The sequence below is a fragment of the Pseudomonas sp. D4002 genome, from assembly GCF_013385665.1.
Lineage (GTDB): Bacteria > Pseudomonadota > Gammaproteobacteria > Pseudomonadales > Pseudomonadaceae > Aquipseudomonas.
On record NZ_JACAPN010000009.1, the window covers coordinates 82,840 to 104,132 of the forward strand.

The 21,293-nt window shown below is 61.5% G+C and carries 18 protein-coding genes; 8 read left to right on the plus strand and 10 right to left on the minus strand.

The window, feature by feature from the left end:
• Nucleotides 1-122: 122 nt before the first annotated feature.
• Both gyrA and mtnA read right to left on the minus strand, forming a co-directional pair.
• The gene (gene gyrA, locus HX824_RS02935; protein WP_003218817.1) at nucleotides 123-2,786 is read right to left on the minus strand and encodes a DNA gyrase subunit A; all 2,664 of its coding nucleotides are present in this window, start codon (nucleotides 2,784-2,786) and stop codon (nucleotides 123-125) included.
• Between the two features lie 302 nt (nucleotides 2,787-3,088).
• Nucleotides 3,089-4,165: an S-methyl-5-thioribose-1-phosphate isomerase gene (gene mtnA / locus HX824_RS02940; protein ID WP_177054116.1), complete on the minus strand. Its 1,077-nt coding sequence runs from the start codon at nucleotides 4,163-4,165 to the stop codon at nucleotides 3,089-3,091.
• Nucleotides 4,166-4,273: 108 nt separating this feature from the next.
• On the opposite strand from mtnA, the gene HX824_RS02945 reads away from it, so the two are divergent.
• The 4 genes from HX824_RS02945 to HX824_RS02960 all read left to right on the plus strand — a co-directional run bounded on the left by HX824_RS02945 (nucleotide 4,274) and on the right by HX824_RS02960 (nucleotide 7,973).
• Nucleotides 4,274-5,605: a TRZ/ATZ family hydrolase gene (locus HX824_RS02945; RefSeq protein ID WP_003218823.1), complete on the plus strand. Its 1,332-nt coding sequence runs from the start codon at nucleotides 4,274-4,276 to the stop codon at nucleotides 5,603-5,605.
• Nucleotides 5,606-5,668: 63 nt separating this feature from the next.
• Complete coding sequence (ubiG, locus tag HX824_RS02950; RefSeq protein WP_003218825.1) at nucleotides 5,669-6,367, plus strand: bifunctional 2-polyprenyl-6-hydroxyphenol methylase/3-demethylubiquinol 3-O-methyltransferase UbiG; 699 nt, start codon at nucleotides 5,669-5,671, stop codon at nucleotides 6,365-6,367.
• 4 nt (nucleotides 6,368-6,371) lie between these two features.
• Nucleotides 6,372-7,043 carry an N-acetylmuramic acid 6-phosphate phosphatase MupP gene (mupP, locus tag HX824_RS02955; protein WP_003218827.1) on the plus strand — a complete coding sequence of 224 codons (672 nt, stop codon included), beginning with the start codon at nucleotides 6,372-6,374 and terminating at the stop codon, nucleotides 7,041-7,043.
• Between the two features lie 189 nt (nucleotides 7,044-7,232).
• Nucleotides 7,233-7,973, plus strand: a complete 741-nt coding sequence (locus tag HX824_RS02960) for a YciK family oxidoreductase (RefSeq protein ID WP_003218829.1) — start codon at nucleotides 7,233-7,235, stop codon at nucleotides 7,971-7,973.
• A gap of 140 nt (nucleotides 7,974-8,113) precedes the next feature.
• Here the strand turns inward: HX824_RS02960 and HX824_RS02965 are convergent, their stop codons facing one another.
• Genes HX824_RS02965 through HX824_RS02990 form a run of 6 tightly spaced genes read right to left on the minus strand, consistent with a single transcriptional unit; the run spans nucleotide 8,114 to nucleotide 14,293 of the window.
• Nucleotides 8,114-9,628 carry an ABC transporter substrate-binding protein gene (locus HX824_RS02965; protein ID WP_003218831.1) on the minus strand — a complete coding sequence of 505 codons (1,515 nt, stop codon included), beginning with the start codon at nucleotides 9,626-9,628 and terminating at the stop codon, nucleotides 8,114-8,116.
• A gap of 51 nt (nucleotides 9,629-9,679) precedes the next feature.
• Nucleotides 9,680-10,651 carry an ABC transporter ATP-binding protein gene (locus HX824_RS02970; RefSeq protein WP_177050898.1) on the minus strand — a complete coding sequence of 324 codons (972 nt, stop codon included), beginning with the start codon at nucleotides 10,649-10,651 and terminating at the stop codon, nucleotides 9,680-9,682.
• Nucleotides 10,648-11,604, minus strand: coding sequence for an ABC transporter ATP-binding protein (locus HX824_RS02975; RefSeq protein ID WP_102368420.1), 957 nt, complete (start codon nucleotides 11,602-11,604; stop codon nucleotides 10,648-10,650). The genes HX824_RS02970 and HX824_RS02975 overlap by 4 nt, the downstream gene beginning before the upstream one ends.
• Nucleotides 11,601-12,458 carry an ABC transporter permease gene (locus tag HX824_RS02980; protein ID WP_177050895.1) on the minus strand — a complete coding sequence of 286 codons (858 nt, stop codon included), beginning with the start codon at nucleotides 12,456-12,458 and terminating at the stop codon, nucleotides 11,601-11,603. Before HX824_RS02980 ends, HX824_RS02975 begins: the two co-directional genes overlap by 4 nt.
• Nucleotides 12,455-13,402, minus strand: coding sequence for an ABC transporter permease (locus tag HX824_RS02985; protein WP_177050893.1), 948 nt, complete (start codon nucleotides 13,400-13,402; stop codon nucleotides 12,455-12,457). Before HX824_RS02985 ends, HX824_RS02980 begins: the two co-directional genes overlap by 4 nt.
• Nucleotides 13,403-13,405: 3 nt before the next feature.
• On the minus strand, nucleotides 13,406-14,293 hold the full coding sequence (locus HX824_RS02990; protein ID WP_003218840.1) for a proline iminopeptidase-family hydrolase: 888 nt from the start codon (nucleotides 14,291-14,293) through the stop codon (nucleotides 13,406-13,408).
• 182 nt (nucleotides 14,294-14,475) lie between these two features.
• On the opposite strand from HX824_RS02990, the gene HX824_RS02995 reads away from it, so the two are divergent.
• Nucleotides 14,476-15,240, plus strand: coding sequence for a LuxR family transcriptional regulator (locus tag HX824_RS02995; protein WP_008437673.1), 765 nt, complete (start codon nucleotides 14,476-14,478; stop codon nucleotides 15,238-15,240).
• A gap of 94 nt (nucleotides 15,241-15,334) precedes the next feature.
• Nucleotides 15,335-16,267, plus strand: coding sequence for a proline iminopeptidase-family hydrolase (locus tag HX824_RS03000; RefSeq protein ID WP_177050890.1), 933 nt, complete (start codon nucleotides 15,335-15,337; stop codon nucleotides 16,265-16,267).
• Between the two features lie 116 nt (nucleotides 16,268-16,383).
• Here the strand turns inward: HX824_RS03000 and HX824_RS03005 are convergent, their stop codons facing one another.
• Complete coding sequence (locus HX824_RS03005; RefSeq protein ID WP_003218845.1) at nucleotides 16,384-17,895, minus strand: nucleobase:cation symporter-2 family protein; 1,512 nt, start codon at nucleotides 17,893-17,895, stop codon at nucleotides 16,384-16,386.
• 172 nt (nucleotides 17,896-18,067) lie between these two features.
• Between HX824_RS03005 and HX824_RS03010 the strand changes: the two genes are divergently transcribed.
• Both HX824_RS03010 and HX824_RS03015 read left to right on the plus strand, forming a co-directional pair.
• Nucleotides 18,068-19,018, plus strand: a complete 951-nt coding sequence (locus HX824_RS03010) for a LysR family transcriptional regulator (RefSeq protein ID WP_177040078.1) — start codon at nucleotides 18,068-18,070, stop codon at nucleotides 19,016-19,018.
• A gap of 144 nt (nucleotides 19,019-19,162) precedes the next feature.
• A complete protein-coding gene (locus HX824_RS03015; protein ID WP_177050888.1) occupies nucleotides 19,163-19,996 on the plus strand; it encodes a nucleoside-binding protein in 834 nt (277 codons plus the stop codon).
• Here HX824_RS03015 and punC read toward each other — a convergent pair.
• Nucleotides 19,993-21,186, minus strand: coding sequence for a purine nucleoside transporter PunC (punC, locus tag HX824_RS03020; protein ID WP_102368415.1), 1,194 nt, complete (start codon nucleotides 21,184-21,186; stop codon nucleotides 19,993-19,995). The two genes, HX824_RS03015 and punC, sit on opposite strands and share 4 nt — an antisense overlap.
• Between the last annotated feature and the right edge of the window lie 107 nt (nucleotides 21,187-21,293).

Below are 21,293 nucleotides of genomic sequence, written 5' to 3' on the forward strand. Positions count from 1 at the left end.
TCACTTGAATCGAGTTGATGCCATCGCCGGCAAGCCGGCTCCTACAAGAGCGGCGCGGCGTCGTATTTCAAACGGGACAAACAACAAGGGGGCGAATCTTCATCCGCCCCCTGTGTGTCCGCTTATTCCTGCGGTTCTTCTTCGTCTGCGGCAGCGTCGAGTGTTGGCTCGTCGACGCCGTCATCGGCATCGCCGATCACTTGCCCCTCGAGTGCAATCCCCTCTTCACCTTCCAGCTCCTCGCCTTCGACTTCCGATGGCTCCTGGACACGCTCCAGGCCAACCAACGTTTCGTCGCTGGCCAGCTTGATCAAGGTCACGCCCTGGGTGTTACGCCCCAGGCTCGACACTTCATCAACCCGGGTACGTACCAGGGTGCCCTGGTCGGAAATCAGCATGATTTCCTCACCATCCAGCACCTGGACCGCGCCGACCAGGCGGCCGTTGCGATCGTTGCTGACCATGGCGATAACGCCCTGGCCGCCACGCTTGTACTCGGGGAACTCGCTGATGGCCGTACGCTTGCCGTAGCCGCGGGCCGATGCAGTGAGGATCTCGCTGCCTTCTTCCGGGATCAGCATCGAAATCAGCTTCTGCCCTTCCGGCAGGCGCATGCCGCGCACACCGCGGGCGGTACGGCCCATGGCACGAACGTCGGACTCCTTGAAGCGCGTAACCTTGCCGCCGTCGGAGAACAGCATGACTTCACGCTCGCCGTCGGTGATGGCCGCGCTGATCAATACGTCGCCTTCGTCCAGTTCGAGGGCGATCAGGCCCACGCTGCGTTGACGGCTGAAGGATTCCAGCGGGGTCTTCTTCACGGTGCCTTTCGCAGTGGCCATGAAGATGAAATGACCTTCGGTGTACTCGTCTACCGGCAGCATGGTGGTGATGTATTCATCACTGTCCAGCGGCAGCAGGTTGACCAGCGGACGACCACGGGCAGCGCGGGACGCTTCCGGGATTTCGTAGGTTTTCAGCCAGTACACCTTGCCCTTGCTGGAGAACAGCAGCAGCGTGGTGTGGCTGTTGGCAACCAGCAGGTGAGCGATGTAGTCCTCATCCTTGACGCCGGTAGCCGATTTGCCTTTACCGCCACGACGCTGGGCCTGGTACGCAGCCAGAGGCTGGGTCTTGGCATAGCCACCGTGGGAAATGGTCACGACGCGATCTTCTTCCGGGATCATGTCACCCAGGGTCAGGTCGAGACGGGCGTCGAGAATCTCGGTGCGGCGCACATCGCCGTATTCGGCGCGGATCACTTCCAGTTCTTCGCGGATCACTTCCATCAGGCGCACGGCGCTGTTGAGGATGCGGATCAGCTCGCCGATCTGGTTGAGGATCTCCTGGTACTCGGCCAGCAGTTTCTCGTGTTCCAGGCCAGTCAGACGGTGCAGACGCAGTTCCAGAATGGCCTGGGCCTGTTCCGGGGACAGGAAATACTTGCCGTCGCGCAGGCCGTATTGTGGGTCCAGGGTCTCCGGACGGCACGAATCGGCACCGGCACGTTCCACCATCGCTACTACGGCGCTGGATTCCCACGGCATCTTGATCAGCGCTTCCTTGGCTTCCGACGGCGTCGGCGAAGCCTTGATCAGGGCGATGACCGGGTCGATGTTCGACAGCGCAACAGCCTGGCCTTCCAGGATGTGGCCGCGTTCACGGGCCTTGCGCAGTTCGAATACGGTACGGCGGGTTACCACTTCGCGGCGGTGACGCACGAAGGCTTCCAGCAGATCCTTGAGGTTCAGGATGCGCGGGCGGCCGTCGATCAGCGCTACCACGTTGATACCGAATACGCTTTGCAGCTGGGTCTGGGCGTAGAGGTTGTTGAGGATCACCTCAGGCACTTCGCCACGACGCAGCTCGATCACCACGCGCATACCGTCCTTGTCAGACTCGTCGCGCAGCTCGGTGATGCCTTCCAGCTTCTTCTCTTTAACCAGCTCGGCGATCTTCTCGATCAGACGCGCCTTGTTCAACTGGTAAGGGAGTTCGGTGATGACGATCTGCTGGCGGCCACCGACCTTGTCAATGTCTTCGATGATCGAGCGGGCACGCATGTAAATGCGGCCGCGACCGGTACGGTAGGCTTCGATGATGCCGGCGCGACCGTTGATGATCGCGGCGGTCGGGAAGTCCGGACCCGGGATGTACTGCATCAGCTCATCGACGGTCAGCTCGGGGTTGTCGATGAGGGCCAGGCAACCGTCGATGACTTCACCGAGGTTGTGTGGCGGGATGTTGGTGGCCATGCCCACGGCGATACCGCTGGAGCCGTTGACCAACAGGTTGGGAATACGGGTCGGCATGACCGCCGGGATCATTTCGGTGCCGTCGTAGTTCGGCACCCAGTCCACGGTTTCCTTGTGCAGGTCAGCCAGCAGCTCGTGCGCCAGCTTGGTCATGCGCACTTCGGTGTATCGCATGGCCGCAGCGTTGTCGCCGTCGACCGAACCGAAGTTGCCCTGGCCGTCTACCAGCAGGTAGCGCAGGGAAAACGGCTGGGCCATCCGAACGATGGTGTCGTACACCGCAGTGTCGCCGTGAGGGTGATACTTACCGATCACGTCACCGACAACACGGGCAGATTTCTTGTACGGCTTGTTCCAGTCGTTACCCAGCTCGCTCATCGCGAACAGCACACGCCTGTGCACGGGCTTCAAGCCATCGCGCGCATCAGGCAGTGCCCGACCGACAATTACGCTCATCGCGTAGTCGAGGTAGGACTGTTTCAGCTCGTCTTCGATATTGACCGGGAGGATTTCTTTGGCCAGTTCGCCCATGAGAAGCCTGATTCCTTTTTCGGGTGAAACCTCGTCACATCCTATGGGACGAACGAAGCTCGCCGCTGCCGGCATGATGCCTGGCAACGACTTACGACAAATCAACGAGTTATGACACGGATCTGCGCATTAAAGGTTACCCCTTGGGGTGACCCTGGAAACCGCCGGATGTTATCACAATCGCCGCCACGCACCTATCCCCCTGATGCGCATGGAGCATAGTAAGTTGACGGATGACAGGCTTGACGGCGACGAGAGGGCCTTAGAGCTGGATCCAAGGGGATTTTTGCGGGCAAATTGCCTCAATGCAGGCGTTTACGACACATCAGTTGCGCCAACTTCGCCGTGTCGGGGCGTTCGACGATGCCCTTTTCAGTGACGATCACATCAATCAGGTCCGCCGGCGTCACGTCGAACACCGGGTTGAAGGCGTCTACATCAGCGGCTACGCGGGTGCCGCCGACTTCCAGCAGTTCACGGGCGTCGCGCTCTTCAAGCGGCACGTCATCACCGCTGGTCGCCATCAGGTCGATGGTGGAGCTGGGCGCTACCACCATGAAACGCACGCCGTGATGCATGGCGCACACCGCCAACTGATAGGTACCGATCTTGCTGACCACGTCACCGTTGGCCGCAATGCAGTCGGCACCGACGATCACCCAGGTCACGCCCTTGGTCTTGAGAATATGCGCGCCAGCCGAATCGGCATTCACGGTGACCGGAATGCCTTCATTGGCCAATTCCCAGGCCGTCAGCCGCGAACCTTGCAGCCAGGGCCGGGTTTCGTTGGCGTAGACCCGTTCCACCATGCCTTCCAGGAACGCCCCGCGAATCACCCCGAGCGCGGTACCGACGCCGCCGGTAGCCAACGCACCCGCATTGCCATGGGTCAGGATCGCCTGAACATTGCCCTGGTGCTTGCGGATCAGCTCAACACCCAGCTGCGCCATGGTCAGGTTGGCTTCACGATCACTTTGGTGAATCGCCACCGCCTCGGCCTCCAGCACCTTCAACGGATCGGCGTGTTTCTTGAGGCGGTCGAGGCAATCGCGCATGCGCTTCATGGCCCAGAAAAGATTCGACGCGGTCGGGCGGGTATCCGCCAGCAGCGCGTAGTCCTCTTCCCAGGCGGCCTGCCAGTCATCGCCCTCGGCGATGTGGGCACGAGCGGCCAGCACCAGGCCATACGCCGCACTGATGCCAATGGCCGGCGCACCGCGCACCACCATTGTGCGAATGGCCTCGGCCACCTCGGCAGCACTGGTGCAGGCGACCCAGGTTTCTGCAGACGGCAAAATACGCTGATCGAGCAGGTACAGTGCGCCATCACGCCAGTCGATGGCCTTCACTTTCTCCGCAGCCAACAGTCGATCGCGCATCCCTCACCCCGCACTCATGAACAAAAGCCGCCGATTATAGCGATCCGCCAGCCAGGACGCTCGGGTATACTTCGCCGTTCTTTATAGATGCCTGGGAAACTGCCCTCGATGACACCGACTGCCGCCCCGCTCGACTTATTGCTGCTGCCCACCTGGCTGGTACCTGTCGAGCCTGCCGGCGTAGTGCTCAAGGAGCACGCCCTGGGCATTCGTGACGGGTGCATTGCGTTTATCGGCCCACGCGCCGCGGCCTTGAAGCTCGCAGCGAGCGAAGTGCGTGAACTGCCGGGCATGCTCCTCAGCCCTGGCCTGATCAACGCCCACGGCCACGCGGCCATGACGCTGTTTCGCGGCCTGGCCGACGACCTGCCGCTGATGACCTGGCTGGAAAACCACATCTGGCCCGCCGAGGCCAAGTGGGTCGACGAAGCCTTCGTCCGCGACGGCACTGACCTGGCCATCGCCGAGCAGATCAAGGGCGGCATCACGTGTTTCTCGGACATGTACTTCTTCCCGAAAGTCGCCAGCGAACGGGTGCACAACAGCGGCATGCGTGCGCAAATCGCCATCCCGATCCTGGATTTCCCGATTCCCGGCGCTGCTGACGCCGACGAGGCGATTCGCCAGGGCGTTGAGCTGTTCGGCGACCTCAAGCATCACCCACGGATCAAAATCACCTTCGGCCCGCACGCGCCGTACACCGTCTGCGATGAAAACCTGGAAAAAATCCGGGTGATCGCCGAGGAACTGGACGCCTCGATCCACATGCACGTGCATGAAACCGCCTTCGAAGTGCAGCAGTCCGTTGAACAGCGTGGTGAACGCCCGTTGGCACGGCTTGGCCGCCTGGGTTTGCTGGGGCCGCGCTTCCAGGCCGTTCACATGACCCAAATCAGCGATGACGACCTGACTTTGCTGGTAGAAAGCAACACCAGCGTGATTCATTGCCCGGAGTCCAACCTGAAACTGGCCAGCGGCTTCTGCCCGGTGGAACGCCTGTGGCAAGCCGGCGTCAATGTGGCAGTAGGCACCGACGGCGCGGCCAGTAACAATGACCTCGACCTGCTGGGCGAGACCCGCACCGCCGCGCTGCTGGCCAAGGCCGTCGCCGGCTCGGCCACCGCCCTGGATGCCCACCGCGCCCTGCGCATGGCCACCCTCAACGGCGCCCGAGCCATGGGCCTGGAAAGTCAAATCGGCTCGCTGGAAGTCGGCAAGGCCGCTGACATCGTGGCCTTCGACCTGTCGGGCCTGGCGCAACAACCGATCTACGATCCGGTCTCACAGCTTATATATGCCACCGGACGCGATTGTGTGAAACACCTTTGGGTCGGCGGCAAGCAATTGCTCGACGACCGGCAACTGACCCGCCTGGATGAACAACAGTTGTGCGCCACGGCCATCGCCTGGGGCCAGCGCATCAGCGGACACAGCGAATAACACCCGCCCTGGCAACGCATGCCAGGGCCGGCAAAACGTTTTATCAGATTTAGAGGATTCCCCATGAGCAACGTCGACCACGCTGAAATCGCCAAATTCGAAGCCCTCGCCCATCGCTGGTGGGACCGCGAAAGCGAGTTCAAACCCCTGCACGACATCAACCCGCTGCGGGTCAACTGGATTGACGAGCGCGTCAACCTGGCCGGCAAGAAGGTACTGGATGTGGGTTGCGGCGGCGGGATCCTCAGTGAATCCATGGCTCAGCGCGGCGCCACCGTGATGGGTATCGACATGGGCGAAGCGCCATTGGCCGTGGCCCAGTTGCACCAACTGGAGTCCGGCGTGAACGTCGAATACCGGCAGATCACCGCCGAAGAGCTGGCCGAAGAGATGCCCGGGCAGTTCGACGTGGTCACTTGCCTGGAAATGCTCGAGCACGTGCCGGACCCGTCCTCGGTGATCCGCGCCTGCTTCCGCATGGTCAAGCCCGGTGGCCAGGTGTTCTTCTCCACCATCAACCGCAATCCGAAGGCGTACCTGTTCGCGATCATCGGTGCCGAATACATCATGAAGCTGCTGCCCCGCGGCACCCATGACTTCAAGAAATTCATCCGCCCTTCCGAGCTGGGCGCCTGGAGCCGTCAGGCCGGGCTGACCGTCAAGGACATCATCGGCTTGACCTACAACCCGCTGACCAAGCACTACAAGCTGGCCAGCGACGTTGACGTCAACTACATGATCCAGACCCTGCGCGAGGAGTAAGCCTGTGAAGTTGCGAGCGGTTCTTTTCGACATGGACGGTACCCTGCTGGACACCGCGCCAGACTTTATCGCCATCTGCCAGGCCATGCGCGCTGACCGCGGCCTGGCACCGATCAACGACCAGCACATCCGCGATGAAATCTCCGGCGGCGCCCGGGCGATGGTCGCCGTGACCTTTTCCATGGACCCCGAGTCCCCGGGCTTTGAAGAGCTGCGCCAGGAATTCCTCGAGCGTTACCTCAAGGGCTGCGCGATCCACAGCAAGCTGTTCGAGGGCATGGAAGAGCTGCTGGTGGATATCGAGAAATCCAGGCTGATCTGGGGCGTGGTCACCAACAAGCCACTGCGCTTTGCCGAACCGATCATGCAGCAGCTGGGCCTGGCCGAGCGCTCCGCGCTGCTGATCTGCCCGGACCACGTGAAGAACAGCAAGCCAGACCCGGAACCGTTGATCCTGGCGTGCAAGATGCTCGACCTGGACCCGGCCAGCGTGCTGTTCGTGGGGGATGACCTGCGGGACATCGAGTCGGGCCGCGACGCCGGCACTCGTACCGCGGCGGTCACCTACGGCTATATCCACCCGGACGACAACCCGCGCAACTGGGGTGCCGATGTGGTGGTGGATCACCCGCTGGAATTGCGCAAAGTGCTGGACAGCGCGCTGTGCAGCTGCTGATCGGGACTGCCTGAGGTTGCTGCAACTTTGTGGCGAGGGAGCTTGCTCCCGTTCGACTGCGCAGCAGTCGCGAAAAGCTGGGGCTGCTTCGCAACCCAACGGGAGCAAGCTCCCTCGCCACAGAAGCCTTGGCCAGCCTTAGCCGCAATCAATCACATGGATTTTCTGTGAACTTTGTCGAGGTTGTTTATGTTTGATTACTCCGCACGTCCAGAACTGCTCAAGGGCCGGGTCATCCTGGTCACCGGCGCCGGTCGCGGGATTGGCGCAGCGGCGGCCAAAACCTATGCTGCCCACGGCGCCACCGTGCTGCTGCTGGGCAAGACCGAAGCCAACCTGGCCCAGGTCTACGACGAAATCGAAGCCGCCGGCCAACCGCAGCCGGTGGTGATCCCGTTCAACCTGGAGACCGCCCTGCCCCATCAATACGATGAGCTGGCAGCGATGATCGAAAAGGAGTTCGGCCACCTCGACGGCCTGCTGCACAACGCCTCGATCATCGGCCCGCGCACACCGATCGAGCAGTTGTCCGGCGAGAACTTCATGCGGGTGATGCATGTGAACGTCAACGCGATGTTCATGCTGACCAGCACGCTGTTGCCGCTGCTCAAGCTGTCCCAGGATGCGTCGGTGGTGTTCACCTCAAGCAGCGTGGGCCGCAAGGGCCGTGCCTATTGGGGGGCGTACGGGGTGTCGAAGTTTGCCACCGAAGGCCTGATGCAAACCCTGGCGGACGAGCTGGATAATGTCGCACCGGTGCGCGCCAACAGCATCAACCCAGGCGCCACCCGCACCAGCATGCGGGCCCAGGCGTATCCAGGGGAGAACCCGACCGATAACCCGACACCGGAGGAAATCATGCCGGTGTACCTGTACCTGATGGGGCCGGACAGTACCGGCATCAATGGGCAGGCGTTTGACGCGCAATAACTATCTGGAACACAGTACAACCTAATGTGGGAGCGGGCTTGCTCGCGAAGGCGGAGTGTCAGTCAACAGAGATATCGACTGATCCACCGCCTTCGCGAGCAAGCCCGCTCCCACATTTGTATTGCGGTGATCTCTAGAACTTAGTTCTTCACCACTTCCTCAAGCGTGAAGCGCCCCAACGGGTTTTGCAGGAAGTTGCTCACGTTCTTGCGTGAGATGTTGATGTACGGGCTGTAGTACAAGTCGATCCAGTTCACATCCTGTTTCGCCATTTTCTGCAGGTCGACGTACATCTGCTCACGCTTGACCGGATCCGCCTCGATCCGCGCGGCCGCCACCAGGTCCTTCACTTTGTCGTTCTTGTAGCGGGTCATGTAGTTCTGGTTGGTGTCGTGGCCCAGCACGAAGGTGGTCTTCTGGTCCGGGTCGAGGATGTCATTGGTCCAGTACATCACCGAAATATCGTAATCACCGTCCACCAGCATCTGCCAGCTTTGGGTCGGGTCGACCTTTTGCAGGTTGGCCGTCACACCGACCTTGGCCAGTTGATCCTTGATCATCACCGCAATCTGCTCGTCGGCTTCGTTGCCGGCGTTGACCACGTAGTTGAGCTTCAAGTCCTGGGCGCCGGCAGCCGCCAGCAGCTTCTTGGCTTCGGTCGGGTCATACGGGCGTTGCAGGTTGTTGGCGTAGTGGTACAGCGAGCCTTTTGGGATGTAGGAATAGGCCACGGTGCCCTGGCCGAAGGTGGCGGTTTTCACCAGCGATTGTTTATCGATGGCCATGTCCAGCGCCTGGCGCACTTCCGGCTTGGCCAGCAGGCCGTGGGCGTGGTTGATCAACAAGTGATCTTCACGGGTAGACGGGTCGGAGTGCACCACCACGTTCTTGTCTTTTTTCAGCTCTTCAACCCGGGAAAACGGGACGAAGATCGCCGTGTCCAGCTCGTTGTTCTGCACCATGCGCATGCGGGTGTTGTCGTCGGTGACGGAGACCCACTCCACGCCATCCAGGCTCACGTTGCTGGCCTGCCAGAAGTTCGGGTTCTTCTTCAGGATCACCCGATCGCCCTTGCGCCACTCGTCCACGGTAAATGCGCCGGAGGTCACCGGGTTTTCCGAGTAGGCGTCTTCGCCCATCTTGGTCATGGCTTTTTCCGACAGGATCGACACCGTCGGCGAAGCCAGTTGCGAGAGGAAGGCCACCGCCGGGGTTTTCAAGGTCACTACCAGGGTTTGCGGGTCGCTGGCCTTGGCGGTGTTGATCAGGCTGAACGGGTCGCTCCACAGCGAGGCCTTGTTGTCGCGGATGCGCAACAGGCTGAAGGCAGCGTCGTCGGCGGTGATCGGCGAGCCATCCGAGAACTTCGCGGCACGCAGCTTGAAGGTGTACGTCAGGCCGTCCTTGGAAATGTCCCAGCTTTCTGCCAGCCCTGGTTCCATCCTGGTGCCCAGGTTGTCCACGCGTACCAGGGTGTCGTAGACGTTGGCGAACACCCAGGTATCGCGGTTCTGCGCGCTTTTGATCGGGTCAAACGTGGTGCTGTCTTCGCGGCAGCCGATGGTCAGCACACCTGCGGCGTGGGCAATACCGGCGGTCAGCGACCAGGCGGTGAGTGTGGCGGCGGCGAGCAACTTCAAGTGACGGGATTGCATGTCATAACTCCTTGTCTATAACGGCGGTTGTTCATGATCGGCAGGAAGGGTTCAAAGCAAAGGTTCTTCAAGCACGCAACTGTACCGATGCGTTTGCACAACGTGAGTCGGCGGCAATACCTCGGCACACACGGCGCGTGCATGTCGGCAACGCGGGTGAAAAGCGCAACCACTGGGCAGTTTCAACGGGCTCGGCGGCTCGCCCGGCAACGGTTCGCTGGGCAACGGGCGGTAAGGATCAATCTCCGGGATCGCCTGGATCAACGCTGCTGTGTAGGGATGGCGCGGCGTGGTGAACACCGCCTCCACCGGGCCTTCCTCAACGATTTTCCCCAGGTACATCACCGCCACCCGGTCGCACAGGCGGCGGACGATGGCCAGGTCGTGGGCGATAAACAGGATCGCCAGGTTCATGCGCTGTTGCAGTTCCAGCAGCAGGTTGATGATCTGGCCCTGGATCGACACATCCAGGGCAGCCACGCATTCGTCGGCGATGATCAGCCGCGGCTCCACCGCCAGCGCCCGGGCAATGCCGACGCGCTGGCACTGGCCGCCGCTCAGGGAGCCGGGCTTGCGGCTGGCAAGCTCGGGGCGCAGGCCTACCAGATCGAGTAATTCGTCGACCCGGCGTGGGATGTTTTCCGACGCCACCTTGCGCTGCACCCGCAGGACTTCGGCAATGGTTTCGCCGATGGTCAGCCGCGGGTTCAGGGCCGCGTAGGGATCCTGGAAGATCATCGCCGTCTCGTGCCGCAAACGGGCGATATCGACCGGCCCGGCGTGGGCCATGTCGATGCCGTCAAACACCACCTGCCCGGCGCTGATGGGGTTGAGGTGCAGGATCGCCCTCCCCAATGTGCTTTTGCCGCTGCCGGACTCGCCCACCAAACCCAGTGTTTCACCGGCGGCCAGGGTCAACGACACCCCGTTGACCGCCCTCACCCACTGTTTATTCAGGCCGAACAGGCCGCTGCCGGCGGCGGCAAAACGCACCTCAAGGTCATTCACCTGCAACAACGTCATGGGCGAACTCCCAGGGGATAGTGACAGGCCACCCGCGCGCCTTCCGGCAGCAGCTCGGTGCACAAGCTGCCGACTTGCGGGCAGCGCGGGTTGAACCGGCAGCCCTTGGGCAATGCGTCGAGCAATGGCGGTTGGCCGGCGATGGTGCGCAACAGGGCGTGGCCGCTGCTGGTGGCGGGCTGGCACTCGATCAGGCCGGCGGTGTAAGGGTGTTGCGGGTGTGCCAGCAGCTCGTATTTGCTGCCGTGTTCGCACAGGCGCCCGGCGTACATCACGGCGATGGAGTCGCAGGTTTGCGCCACCACGCCCAGGTCGTGAGTGATCATGATGATCGACAGGCCACGCTGGTCCCGCAGGTCCAGCAACAGCCGCAAAATCTGGGCTTGCACGGTCACGTCGAGGGCGGTGGTCGGTTCGTCGGCAATCAGCACCTTGGGATTGCAGCCAAGGGCCACCGCGATCATTGCCCGCTGGCGCATGCCGCCGGAAAACTCGTGGGGGTAATTGTCGATCCGCGCCTGGGGATCGGGAATGCCGACCTGGCGCAGCACTTCGATAGCCTGCAAGCGCGCCTCCTTTTTCGACGCGCCCTGGTGCAGTCGGATGCCTTCGGCGATCTGCTCGCCGATGCGCATCAACGGGTCGAGGTGGCTGCTGGGGTTCTGGAAAATCATCCCAAGTTGCCCACCGCGTACCGCGCGCATGCCGGCGTCATCCAGCTGCAGAAGGTCCTGGCCCGCCAGGCGCACCGAACCGCCCTGCACCCGCAGGCTCGGGGACGGCAGCAAGCGCATCAGCCCGCGACAGGCCATGGTCTTGCCCGAACCGCTTTCGCCCACCAGGCCGAGGATTTCACCTTCGGCCAGGTCGAACGACACCCGGTCCACCAACGTTACGTCGCGCCCGGTGTTATTGGCGATGACGCTCAGGTCCTGCACCTGCAACAGGCTCATGAGCGATCCCCCAGCACTTGCGCCACACCATCGGCCAGCAGGCTGAAGCCCATGGCCAGGGTCACGATGGCCAGGCCCGGGAAGGTGCAAATCCACCAGGCGGTGGTGATGAACGCCTGGCCTTCGGCAACCATGGTGCCCCACTCGGCGGTCGGCGGTTGTACGCCCAGGCCGAGGTAGCTGACCGCTGCGCCGTTGAGCAGCACCAGCACTGCGTCAGACATCGAGAACACAATCGAACCGAACATCGCGTTGGGCAACAAATGCCGGAACAGAATGCGCCCATGGCCAAAGCCCAGGCTTTTGGCGGCCAGAGCGAAGTCGCTTTCCTTGAGCACCAGGATCTGCGAGCGGATCAGCCGCGCGTAGGACACCCAGCCCACCAGCGCCATGGCGATGTAAAAGCTTTTCAAACCCGGACCGAGAATGGCCATGATCGCCAGCATCAGCACCAGGAAAGGGAACGCGAGGATCACGTCGATCACCCGCATGCAGAAGCTGTCGAAACGCCCGCCGATGTAGCCGGACACCGCACCGACGAAGGTGCCGATCAGGAACGGAAAGATTACCCCGACCACCGCCAGTTGCAGGTCGATGCGTGCGCCCCAGATCACCCTCGAAAGGATGTCTCGCCCGTAGTTGTCCGTGCCAAATGGATGGACCTGGCTGGGACCCAGCAAACTGATGTCGGTGTTTTGCGCAATCGGGTCAAAGGGTGCGATCCAGGGGGCGAACACGGCCAGCGCCAGCCATGTCAGCAGAATCAACAGGCCCCAGGCCGCCGTCAGCCGGCCATTGCGAAAACCGAAGCGCAGGCGCAGGCGCCACGGGGCGATCAATGGGCGGCTGCTCATTGCATCTTCACTCGCGGGTCCAGCGTGACCGTCACCACATCGGCAACAAAGTTGACCAGCACGGTGGCACAGGCCAGCACCATCGCCACGCCCTGCACCACCATGTAGTCGCGGGTGAAGATGCCGCGCACCAGCAATTGGCCGATGCCGGGAATCGCAAACAGGCTTTCGATCACCACCGTGCCGCTGATCAGCCAGCCAATGTTCACCGCCAGCAGGTTCACCGCCGGCACCAGGGAATTGGGCAGCACATGACGACGAAACACCGCCGCCTCCGACAACCCGCGCGCCCGGGCGGCGGTAACGTGGTCAGCCTGCAACTCCATCAACATGCTCGCCCGCAGGTTGCGCACCAGCACCGCCGACAGCGCCAGGGCGATGGTCAGGCACGGCAGAACCATGTGGTGCGCCTTGTCCAGCCAGGTGCGCCCATACCCGGAGACCGGGAACAGGCCCCATTGCACGCTGAGCAACAGGATCAGCATCAACCCCAGCCAGAACGCCGGCATGCCCAGGCCCACCGTAGTGAACAGCCGGATCAGGTTATCCGCCCAGCCACCTTTATTACGCGCGGCCACGGTGGCCAGCGGCACGGCGATCAACAGCGCCAGCAGCACACTGCCGAGCACCAGGAACAGGGTCGGCTCGATGCGGGTGACGATCAGTTTCAGCGCGTCGACCTTGTACAGCAGTGACTGGCCGAGGTCGCCCTTGAGCAGGTTTTTCAGGAAGTAGAAATATTGCAGCCACAGCGGCTGGTCGAGGCCGTACTGGGCGCGGATATTCAGCAAGGCGTCCGGGGTGCTGCGCGAACCCAGCAGGGCCCGCGCCGGGTCGCCGGGAATCGAGCGCACCAGCACAAAGGTGATCAGGCTGATGCCAAACAGCACCGGCAGCAATTGCAGCGGCCGGGACAGCACAAAACGGTAACGCGCCAGGTTCATCCGTCAGCCTCGATGACGAGCGAGGAAGTCCAGCAGCACCGGGAAGTATGCCTGGGGCTCTTCGTAAAACGGCATATGGCTGCTGTTGGGGAACACGTGCAGCTCGGCGTGCCGGGCCGCGCTTTTCATGCGCATGGCGCAGGCCGGGGTCAGTTCGTCGTGCTGGCCGGTGGTGATCAGTATCGGCATCTTGAAATCGGCCATCTCGGGGATGCGGTTCCAGTCCTTGAGGTTGCCGATGTAGAGAAATTCGTTGGGACCCTGCATGGTTTCGTAGGGGCCCATGTTCCAGTCGCCGAGGGAACGCTGGACCGGCGCCGGCCATTCGTCCAGGCGGCAGACGTGGCGGTAGTTGAGCAAGGTGATGGCGGCCTGGTACTGCGGGTGATCGAGGGTGCCCATGGCTTCATGGCGTTGCATCATCGCCACGGTTTCGCTACCGAGTGCGCCGCGCAGGCGTTCCAGCTCGAGGGACAGGTGCGGAATGTCGCCGACGGTGTTTTCCAGAATCAGGCTTTTCAGCGCATCGGGGTAGTGAATGGCGTACTCGATGCCCAACCATCCGCCCCAGGAATGCCCCAGCAAGTGCACGCGGCCAAGGCCAAGGGCCTGGCGCACGGTTTCGACTTCTTCGACATAACGGCTGATTTCCCACAGCGAAACATCGGTCGGTCTGGCTGAAGCGCCCGTGCCAAGCTGGTCGAATGCAACCACTCGCAGGCCGTTGTCCTTGAGCCAGCCATGGGCGTCGCGCAAGTAGTCGCAAGGCAGCCCGGGGCCGCCATTGAGGCACAGCAACACCTCATCGCCTTCGCCAAAGCTATAGGCCACGAGGTTGTGGCCATCGACCTGCACGTTGTACCGCTGGTCGGGGGCAATTTCACGCCACATGCATACATTCCTTGTTGTGTGTCGGCCCTGTGGAGAGTGGCCGTTTAGAGGCCAACACTACCGAGGATGCCGCGTGTCCATAACCTGGTAATTCTTATAGGTTTGGTCTGGCAGTCCTTCGCCGGGGCGTGGCATTCTACTTGCAGCAAGACGAGATTCAAATGAAATCGGGAGCAGAACGGATGCTGGCCAGGCTAACTGCGTTTAATGACCGTCTCATCCCCGGCAGGAGCCTGGATGAACAGATGGATAACACCCTCGTATTGGCCCAGGACCTGGGTTTTGATGCGTTGGTCTACGACTACACCCCCGTGCCCATTGACCATAATGGTGCACTGATCACCCCTTCTGTGCTGCAACTGCGCAATACCCCGCCCGACTGGTACAACCTGTGGTGCAGTTCCGGCTTTTATCAGATCGATCCGGTGCAACACCTCGCACTGTCGACGGTTTCACCGTTTGTGTGGTCCTACGAGGCCAAGGCCGATACCGCGCTGCAAAAAATCATCGACCCCTGCCACGCCCCGGTTTCCAGCTACCTGCACGACCGCCAGATGACCTGCGGCGTCAGCGTGCCGATCCATTTGCCCCGTGGCGGCTTCGCCTCGCTGACCGGCCTGCGCACCGGCAAGGCCAGCGCCGTGTTGCAGGACGCCCGCCAGACGCTGTCGGAATTCAGCCTGATTACCCACGCCTTGCAGGAAGCGGCCTACCCGCTTTTCAGCAAGGAACTGCGCTCCTACCCGCATATCCGCCTGACCAAGCGTGAGCGCGAATGCCTGAAATGGGCCGCCGACGGCCTGACCGCCGCCGAAATCGCCACGCAATTGAGCCGCTCCCTGGCAGTGGTTACCCTGCACCTGGCGTCGGCCATGCACAAACTGGGGGCCAAGAACCGGGTGCAAGCGGTGGTAAGGGCCACTCATTACCGGCTGCTGGAAGACTGATCCGAAGGAAAAACCTAGCTGTTTTGCTAGTTACTTAAACTTTCTGTGCCGACTATCGTGTACCTGATCACTTTTTCTCAGGGCAGGGCACGAAATGGAATTCATCGAAACAATCCGCGAAGGCTATGCGGCCTTTCGCGACTACCAGACCTGGTATCGGGTAACCGGCAACCTGGACAGCGGCCTCACGCCGCTGGTCATCCTCCATGGTGGCCCGGGTTGTACCCATGATTATGTCGATGCCTACAAGGACGTAGCCGCCAGTGGCCACGCGGTCATTCACTACGACCAACTGGGCAACGGCCGCTCCACCCACCTGCCTGACAAAGACCCTTCATTCTGGACCGTCGGCTTGTTCCTCGAAGAACTGGACAACCTGCTGGACCACCTGCAGATCAGCAACAACTACGCGATCCTGGGTCAATCCTGGGGCGGCATGCTCGGCAGCGAACACGCCATCCTGCAACCCAAGGGCCTGCGTGCATTTATTCCGGCCAACTCGCCGACCTGCATGCGTACCTGGGTTGCCGAAGCCAACCGCCTGCGCAAGCTACTGCCTGAAGGCGTGCACGAGACCTTGCTCAAGCATGAACAGGCCGGCACCTACCAGGACCCTGAGTACCTGGCCGCCTCGCGGATTTTCTATGACCAGCACGTGTGCCGGGTCAATCCGTGGCCGGAAGAAGTCGCCCGCACATTCGCCCAGGTGGATTCGGACCCGACGGTCTATCACGCCATGAGCGGGCCGACGGAATTCCATGTGATTGGCAGCTTGAAAGACTGGAACGTGATCGGCCGGCTGTCGAGGGTCAATGTGCCGACCCTGGTGATTTCCGGTCGCCATGACGAGGCCACGCCGCTGGTGGTCAAGCCGTTCCTGGATGAGATCGCCGATGTGCGCTGGGCGCTGTTTGAAGACTCCAGCCACATGCCGCATGTTGAAGAGCGGCAGGCGTGCATGGGGACGGTGGTGCAGTTTTTGGATGAGGCTTGTTCGGTGCCCCACAGAACGCTCAAGACTGGCTGAGATCAAAATGTGGGAGCGGGCTTGCTCGCGAAGGCGGTGGATCAGTCAGCATATTTAGCGACTGACACACCGCCTTCGCGAGCAAGCCCGCTCCCACATTGGACTCTTTGTGGCTGTTACACCTCGCTGGTCTGTGCCCTGCCGTGCACAGCCGCTTTCTTCGGCACTTCCTCCAGCAACGGAATTTCCTTGCCCTCGGCATCAAACAGCTTGCCGCCGCTGAAGTAATCCCCGTCCCGCAACGCCGCCACATCCTGGAAGCACAGGCTGCGTTCCGTCCCGGCGACAAACACCGACTGCTGGTCCGAGTTGCCCGTGGTGAAGTGGTTGAACGCCAAGTTCAACAGGATCGCCATGATCGCCGACGAACTGATCCCCGAATGGAAAATGGTCGCGAACCAGCTCGGGAAGTGATCGTAGAAACTCGGGGCCGCAATCGGGATCATGCCAAAACCGATGGAAGTGGCGACGATGATCAGGTTCATGTTGTTGCGGTAATCAACCTTGGACAAGGTCCGAATACCACTGGCAGCCACGGTGCCGAACAGCACGATCCCGGCCCCGCCCAGCACCGAAGTCGGCACTGCCGCAATCACCCGCCCCATGAACGGCAGCAGGCCGAGGATCACCAGGAATATCCCACCGGTGGCGACCACATAACGGCTCTTGACCCCGGTAACCGCCACCAGTCCGACGTTTTGTGCAAACGCGCTCTGGGTGAACGAGCCGAAGATCGGCGCAAACATGCTCGACAGCATATCCGCACGCAGGCCATTGCCGAGGCGCTTGGAGTCGACCTTGGTGTCGATGATTTCACCCACTGCAAGAATGTCCGCCGAGGTTTCCACCAGCGTCACCATCACCACGATGCACATGGAAATGATCGCCGCGAGATGGAAGGTTGGCATGCCGAAATGGAAGGGTGTGGGAAAGCCGAACATCGGGCCCTGGGTCACGCTGGAGAAGTCAGCCATGCCGAGGAACACCGCGATAACCGTGCCGATCACCATCGCCAGCAGGATCGACAGTCGCGAGATGGTCGCGCTACCGATCTTGCTCAGCAGCAATACCAGTACCAGGGTCAGCGCCGCCAGGCCGATGTTCGGCATGCTGCCGAAATCTGCGGCGCGGCTGTTGCCGCCCATGGCCCAGCGGGCGGCGACGGGCATCAACGTCAGGCCGATGGTAGTGATCACAATCCCGGTGACCAGCGGCGGGAAGAATTTGGTGATTCGCGAGAACACCGGGGTGATCAGCAGGCCTATCAGGGAGGCGGCCATCACCGCCCCGAGAATCGCCGGGATGCCACCCGCACCGTCGCTGCCAACAATCGCCACCATGGTCGCCACCCCGGCAAAGGACACCCCTTGCACCAGCGGCAACTGGCAGCCGAAAAACGGCAGGCCCAGGGTTTGCAACAGCGTAGCCAGGCCTCCGGCAAACAGCGAGGCAGCGATCAGCAGGCCAATATCGGCCGGCGACAACCCGGCCGCCTGGCCGACGATCAACGGTACAGCCACGATGCCGCCGTACATGGTGAGCACATGCTGCAGGCCGTAAGCCATGTTGGCCGCAACGCCGAGATTCTCATCTTCTGGCCGCTGCGGTGACGCCTTCGGGATAGTCATGGTGAGGGGTTCTCTGTTTTTGTTGTGCACTCACTGTATGCAATAGAAAGATTGGATGTCCATAGAGTTGTATACAATCATTTTCACAAGAATACCCTGAACGCCGTTACAAAAATCCATTCAGCCGCCCGGCCCCGTGGCTCGAAGCGCTGCGCACAAGGACTTGAAAAAAATGCTCAACCGCAAGCTGCGCATCCACGCCCCGGCGATTTACTACTTCGACATGGTTCGCCGCTGCCACTCGATCCGCGAAGCCGCGCGCCGCCTGAACGTGGCGTCTTCGGCGGTGAACCGGCAGATCCTCAAGCTGGAAGACGAGGTGGGCGCGGCGCTGTTCGAGCGCCTGCCCGGCGGCCTGCGCCTGACGGCGGCCGGGGAAATCCTGACCCGCCACGTGAGTTTCCTGTTGCAGGACGTGGAGCGCGTGCGCGGTGAACTGGATGGTTTGAACGGTGTACAGACCGGCCACGTGGAAATCGCCACGGTGGAAGGCGCCACTGTGGAGCTGCTGCCCGCCGCCCTCAAGCGCATGCGTGAGCGTTATCCGAAAGTGACCATTGGCGTCACGGTACAAGGTTCGCAATCGATTCCCGGTGCGGTGGTCAACGGCCAGGCTGACCTGGGGTTGGCCTTTGCCTTACCGCGTAGCAGCGAAACCATCCAGGTGTGTGTCGGCCATTTCCGCCTGGGGGCGTTGATGGCACCGGGGCATCCGTTGGCCGGTGAAAGCAGCGTGAGTTACGCGCGCTGCTGTGAACACGGGGTGATCCAGGCCAAGAGCGAGCTCTCGGTTCACCACCTGATCGCACCGCTGCACAAGCGTTCGGCGGCGACGAACAAGCCATTGCTGCACAGCAACTCGATGGAGCTGGCCCGGCAACTGGCGCGCCAGCAACTGGGCATCGCGTTCCAGACGCGCATTGGCGTGGAGGTGGATTTAGCCCGCGGCGAACTGCTGCACATTCCGCTCAGCGACCAGGGCGGGATCTTCAGCGACCTGGGCTTGTACGCCCGCAAAGACCGGGACTTGCCGATGGCGGTGCAAGCCATGGCCCATCTGCTCAGTGAAGAAATCAGTTTGCGCGAACATCAGGAAACACCCTGGGCGCCGCGTATTTCCTGACTCTCAGGCCAGTTTCAGTGCTGCCGTTTTGGCATCGGCCCAGGCGAGATTCTGTTCTTTGGAACCTACAACGGATGTGCCGATACTGCGCCCGGCGACCCTTGCGCGGTCGCCATGAGCCAAAACGCCAAAGGAATTAAAACAATGAAAAAGGCACTGCACGGCGCAACCGTATTACTCACATTGTTCGGCGGCGGGGAGGCTGTCGCGCTGGAATGGATGAACAACAGCCTGGGATTTCGCTACGGCCAGCAGTTCACCAACCCGAACAACCCGGATGAATTCAGCAAGCGCATCTACAGCTTCACCCACGCCAGCGGCTACCAGTACGGCAGCAACTACCTGAACCTCGATGTGTTCCTATCCGACAGCCGCGACCCGCGCAAGGGCACCGACCACGGCGGCAGCGAAGTGTATGCCGTGTACCGGCATCAGCTGTATGCCTCACGGGTATTCGATGTACCGCTCGGCACCGGGGTGATCAAGGATTACGCCCTCACCTTCGGCTTTGACGCCAACCGCAACAACAACCTGGCCTCGGCGAAAAAACGCGCACTGGTGATTGGCCCGACCTTGAAGTTCAACACCGCCGGCGTGCTGGACCTGAGCCTGATGTACTACAAGGAAAGAAACCATTCCGGCATCCCTGGCGCGAAAGAACCCGATCACACCTTCGACGATACCTACATGCTCAACCTGACCTGGATGCGGCCTTTCGAGATCGGCAACCACGGGGCGAAGTTTCAGGGGTTTATCAATCACGTCGGGGAAAAGGGCGAGGACTTCCATGGCCGCGATACGGCGCCGGAAACCCTGATGCGCACCGCGCTGATGGTGGCGGTGCGTCCGGGCAAAGGCGTCAAGCCCAATCTCTACCTGGGCGTCGGCTATGAGTATTGGCATAACAAGTTCGGCGTGGACGGCGGCCGGGGTAGCCGCACGTCAACGCCGACGGTGAACATGGAAGTGACGTTCTAGCGGGCGCGCACCAGGTCGGCATCGCCATCGTCGACCTTCGGTCGCGCCAGCCAGTAGCCCAACACGGCCAATGGCGCGGTCGCCAGCATCACGATCGCAGTGATCAACAGCGGCTGGTCGATCATCGACGACACGATCAGGCTCGCCAGGAAGCACAACCCCAACTGCAAGGTGTTCTGCAATGCCGCCGCCTTGCCGGAATTTTCCGCAAACGGCATCAGTGCATTCGCCACCACGATCGGGTAGCTGGCGCCATTGACTAGGGCCATCAGGCAGAACGGAATCAGCAAGGTGGCGAGCGTCGGCACGGTCAAGGTCGCGACGAGGTACAGCGCGACCATGCTGATGCAGTACGCCAGCAGCAGCCACGGCAACAAAGTCTTGCCCTGGAACCGCTGCAACGCACTGCGGCAACTGTAGCCACCGATCAGGAACGACAGCGTTGGCAATACGTAGCTCAAGCCGATGTCATTCGGGCTGTAGCCCATCCCGCCAAGGATGAACGGCGAGGCGGTAAGCCAGGCGAAGAAACTGGCCGAGCATGCGGCAAAGATCATCACGTTGCCGGTGAACACCCGCGACTTGAGCAATTGCCCATAGCCGATTCGGGACGGTTCGCCGTCGGTTGTCAGGCGTTTCGGCAGCGGCCTGAGAAACAACGTAGGCAGCAGCAGGAGCAGCGAAACCACCAACAACACACCGAAAATCGCCTGCCAGCCCCAGTGATTCAGCATCAGCGCTCCCAGCAATGGCGCCAGGGCCGGAGACAGTGACATCAGCGGCATAATGCCGGCGAACACCCGATGGGCCTTGTCCGCCGGGTAGCGGTCGATCACCAGCGCCTGCCAACTGACGGCGGCGGAACACACGCCAATCGCCTGGACAAAACGCAAGGCCAACAGCTGCGGTGCGGTCTCGACCCAGAACATCCCCAGGCAGCCGAGCACAAACAGGGAAAGGCCCGTAAGCAGCACCGGCTTGCGTCCCAACCGGTCGGATAGCGGCCCCCACAGCAACTGCCCGACGGCAAAGCCGGCGAGGAAAATGCTCAGGCTCGCGCCCACCGCGCCGGGGGAAATCTGCAGTTGCTCGCCCATGGCGCCAAACGCCGGCAAGTACATATCCATGGCCAGATAGCCGAGCATGCTCAGCCCCGCCAGGTACCAGGTGAATCCAAAAGAATTTTTCATTGAAGCCTTGTATAACCTGCCATCAAACTATTTGCTGACTGGCGCCTATTATGAAGCTGAGCAAATCCCTGTGAAGCGATAATAATTGGACACTCTTATCAATAATT

What these genes read in the sequence shown, in the direction of transcription:
- HX824_RS03010 (WP_177040078.1), top strand. Translation starts at nt 18,068, where the DNA reads ATGCTCAACCGCAAGCTGCGCATCCACGCCCCGGCGATTTACTACTTC.
- ubiG (WP_003218825.1), top strand. Translation starts at nt 5,669, where the DNA reads ATGAGCAACGTCGACCACGCTGAAATCGCCAAATTCGAAGCCCTCGCC.
- punC (WP_102368415.1), bottom strand. Translation starts at nt 21,186, where the DNA reads ATGAAAAATTCTTTTGGATTCACCTGGTACCTGGCGGGGCTGAGCATG.
- HX824_RS02985 (WP_177050893.1), bottom strand. Translation starts at nt 13,402, where the DNA reads ATGAACCTGGCGCGTTACCGTTTTGTGCTGTCCCGGCCGCTGCAATTG.
- HX824_RS02960 (WP_003218829.1), top strand. Translation starts at nt 7,233, where the DNA reads ATGTTTGATTACTCCGCACGTCCAGAACTGCTCAAGGGCCGGGTCATC.
- HX824_RS02970 (WP_177050898.1), bottom strand. Translation starts at nt 10,651, where the DNA reads ATGACGTTGTTGCAGGTGAATGACCTTGAGGTGCGTTTTGCCGCCGCC.
- mtnA (WP_177054116.1), bottom strand. Translation starts at nt 4,165, where the DNA reads ATGCGCGATCGACTGTTGGCTGCGGAGAAAGTGAAGGCCATCGACTGG.
- HX824_RS02980 (WP_177050895.1), bottom strand. Translation starts at nt 12,458, where the DNA reads ATGAGCAGCCGCCCATTGATCGCCCCGTGGCGCCTGCGCCTGCGCTTC.
- HX824_RS02990 (WP_003218840.1), bottom strand. Translation starts at nt 14,293, where the DNA reads ATGTGGCGTGAAATTGCCCCCGACCAGCGGTACAACGTGCAGGTCGAT.
- gyrA (WP_003218817.1), bottom strand. Translation starts at nt 2,786, where the DNA reads ATGGGCGAACTGGCCAAAGAAATCCTCCCGGTCAATATCGAAGACGAG.
- HX824_RS02965 (WP_003218831.1), bottom strand. Translation starts at nt 9,628, where the DNA reads ATGCAATCCCGTCACTTGAAGTTGCTCGCCGCCGCCACACTCACCGCC.
- HX824_RS03015 (WP_177050888.1), top strand. Translation starts at nt 19,163, where the DNA reads ATGAAAAAGGCACTGCACGGCGCAACCGTATTACTCACATTGTTCGGC.
- HX824_RS02945 (WP_003218823.1), top strand. Translation starts at nt 4,274, where the DNA reads ATGACACCGACTGCCGCCCCGCTCGACTTATTGCTGCTGCCCACCTGG.
- HX824_RS02995 (WP_008437673.1), top strand. Translation starts at nt 14,476, where the DNA reads ATGCTGGCCAGGCTAACTGCGTTTAATGACCGTCTCATCCCCGGCAGG.
- HX824_RS03005 (WP_003218845.1), bottom strand. Translation starts at nt 17,895, where the DNA reads ATGACTATCCCGAAGGCGTCACCGCAGCGGCCAGAAGATGAGAATCTC.
- HX824_RS02975 (WP_102368420.1), bottom strand. Translation starts at nt 11,604, where the DNA reads ATGAGCCTGTTGCAGGTGCAGGACCTGAGCGTCATCGCCAATAACACC.
- HX824_RS03000 (WP_177050890.1), top strand. Translation starts at nt 15,335, where the DNA reads ATGGAATTCATCGAAACAATCCGCGAAGGCTATGCGGCCTTTCGCGAC.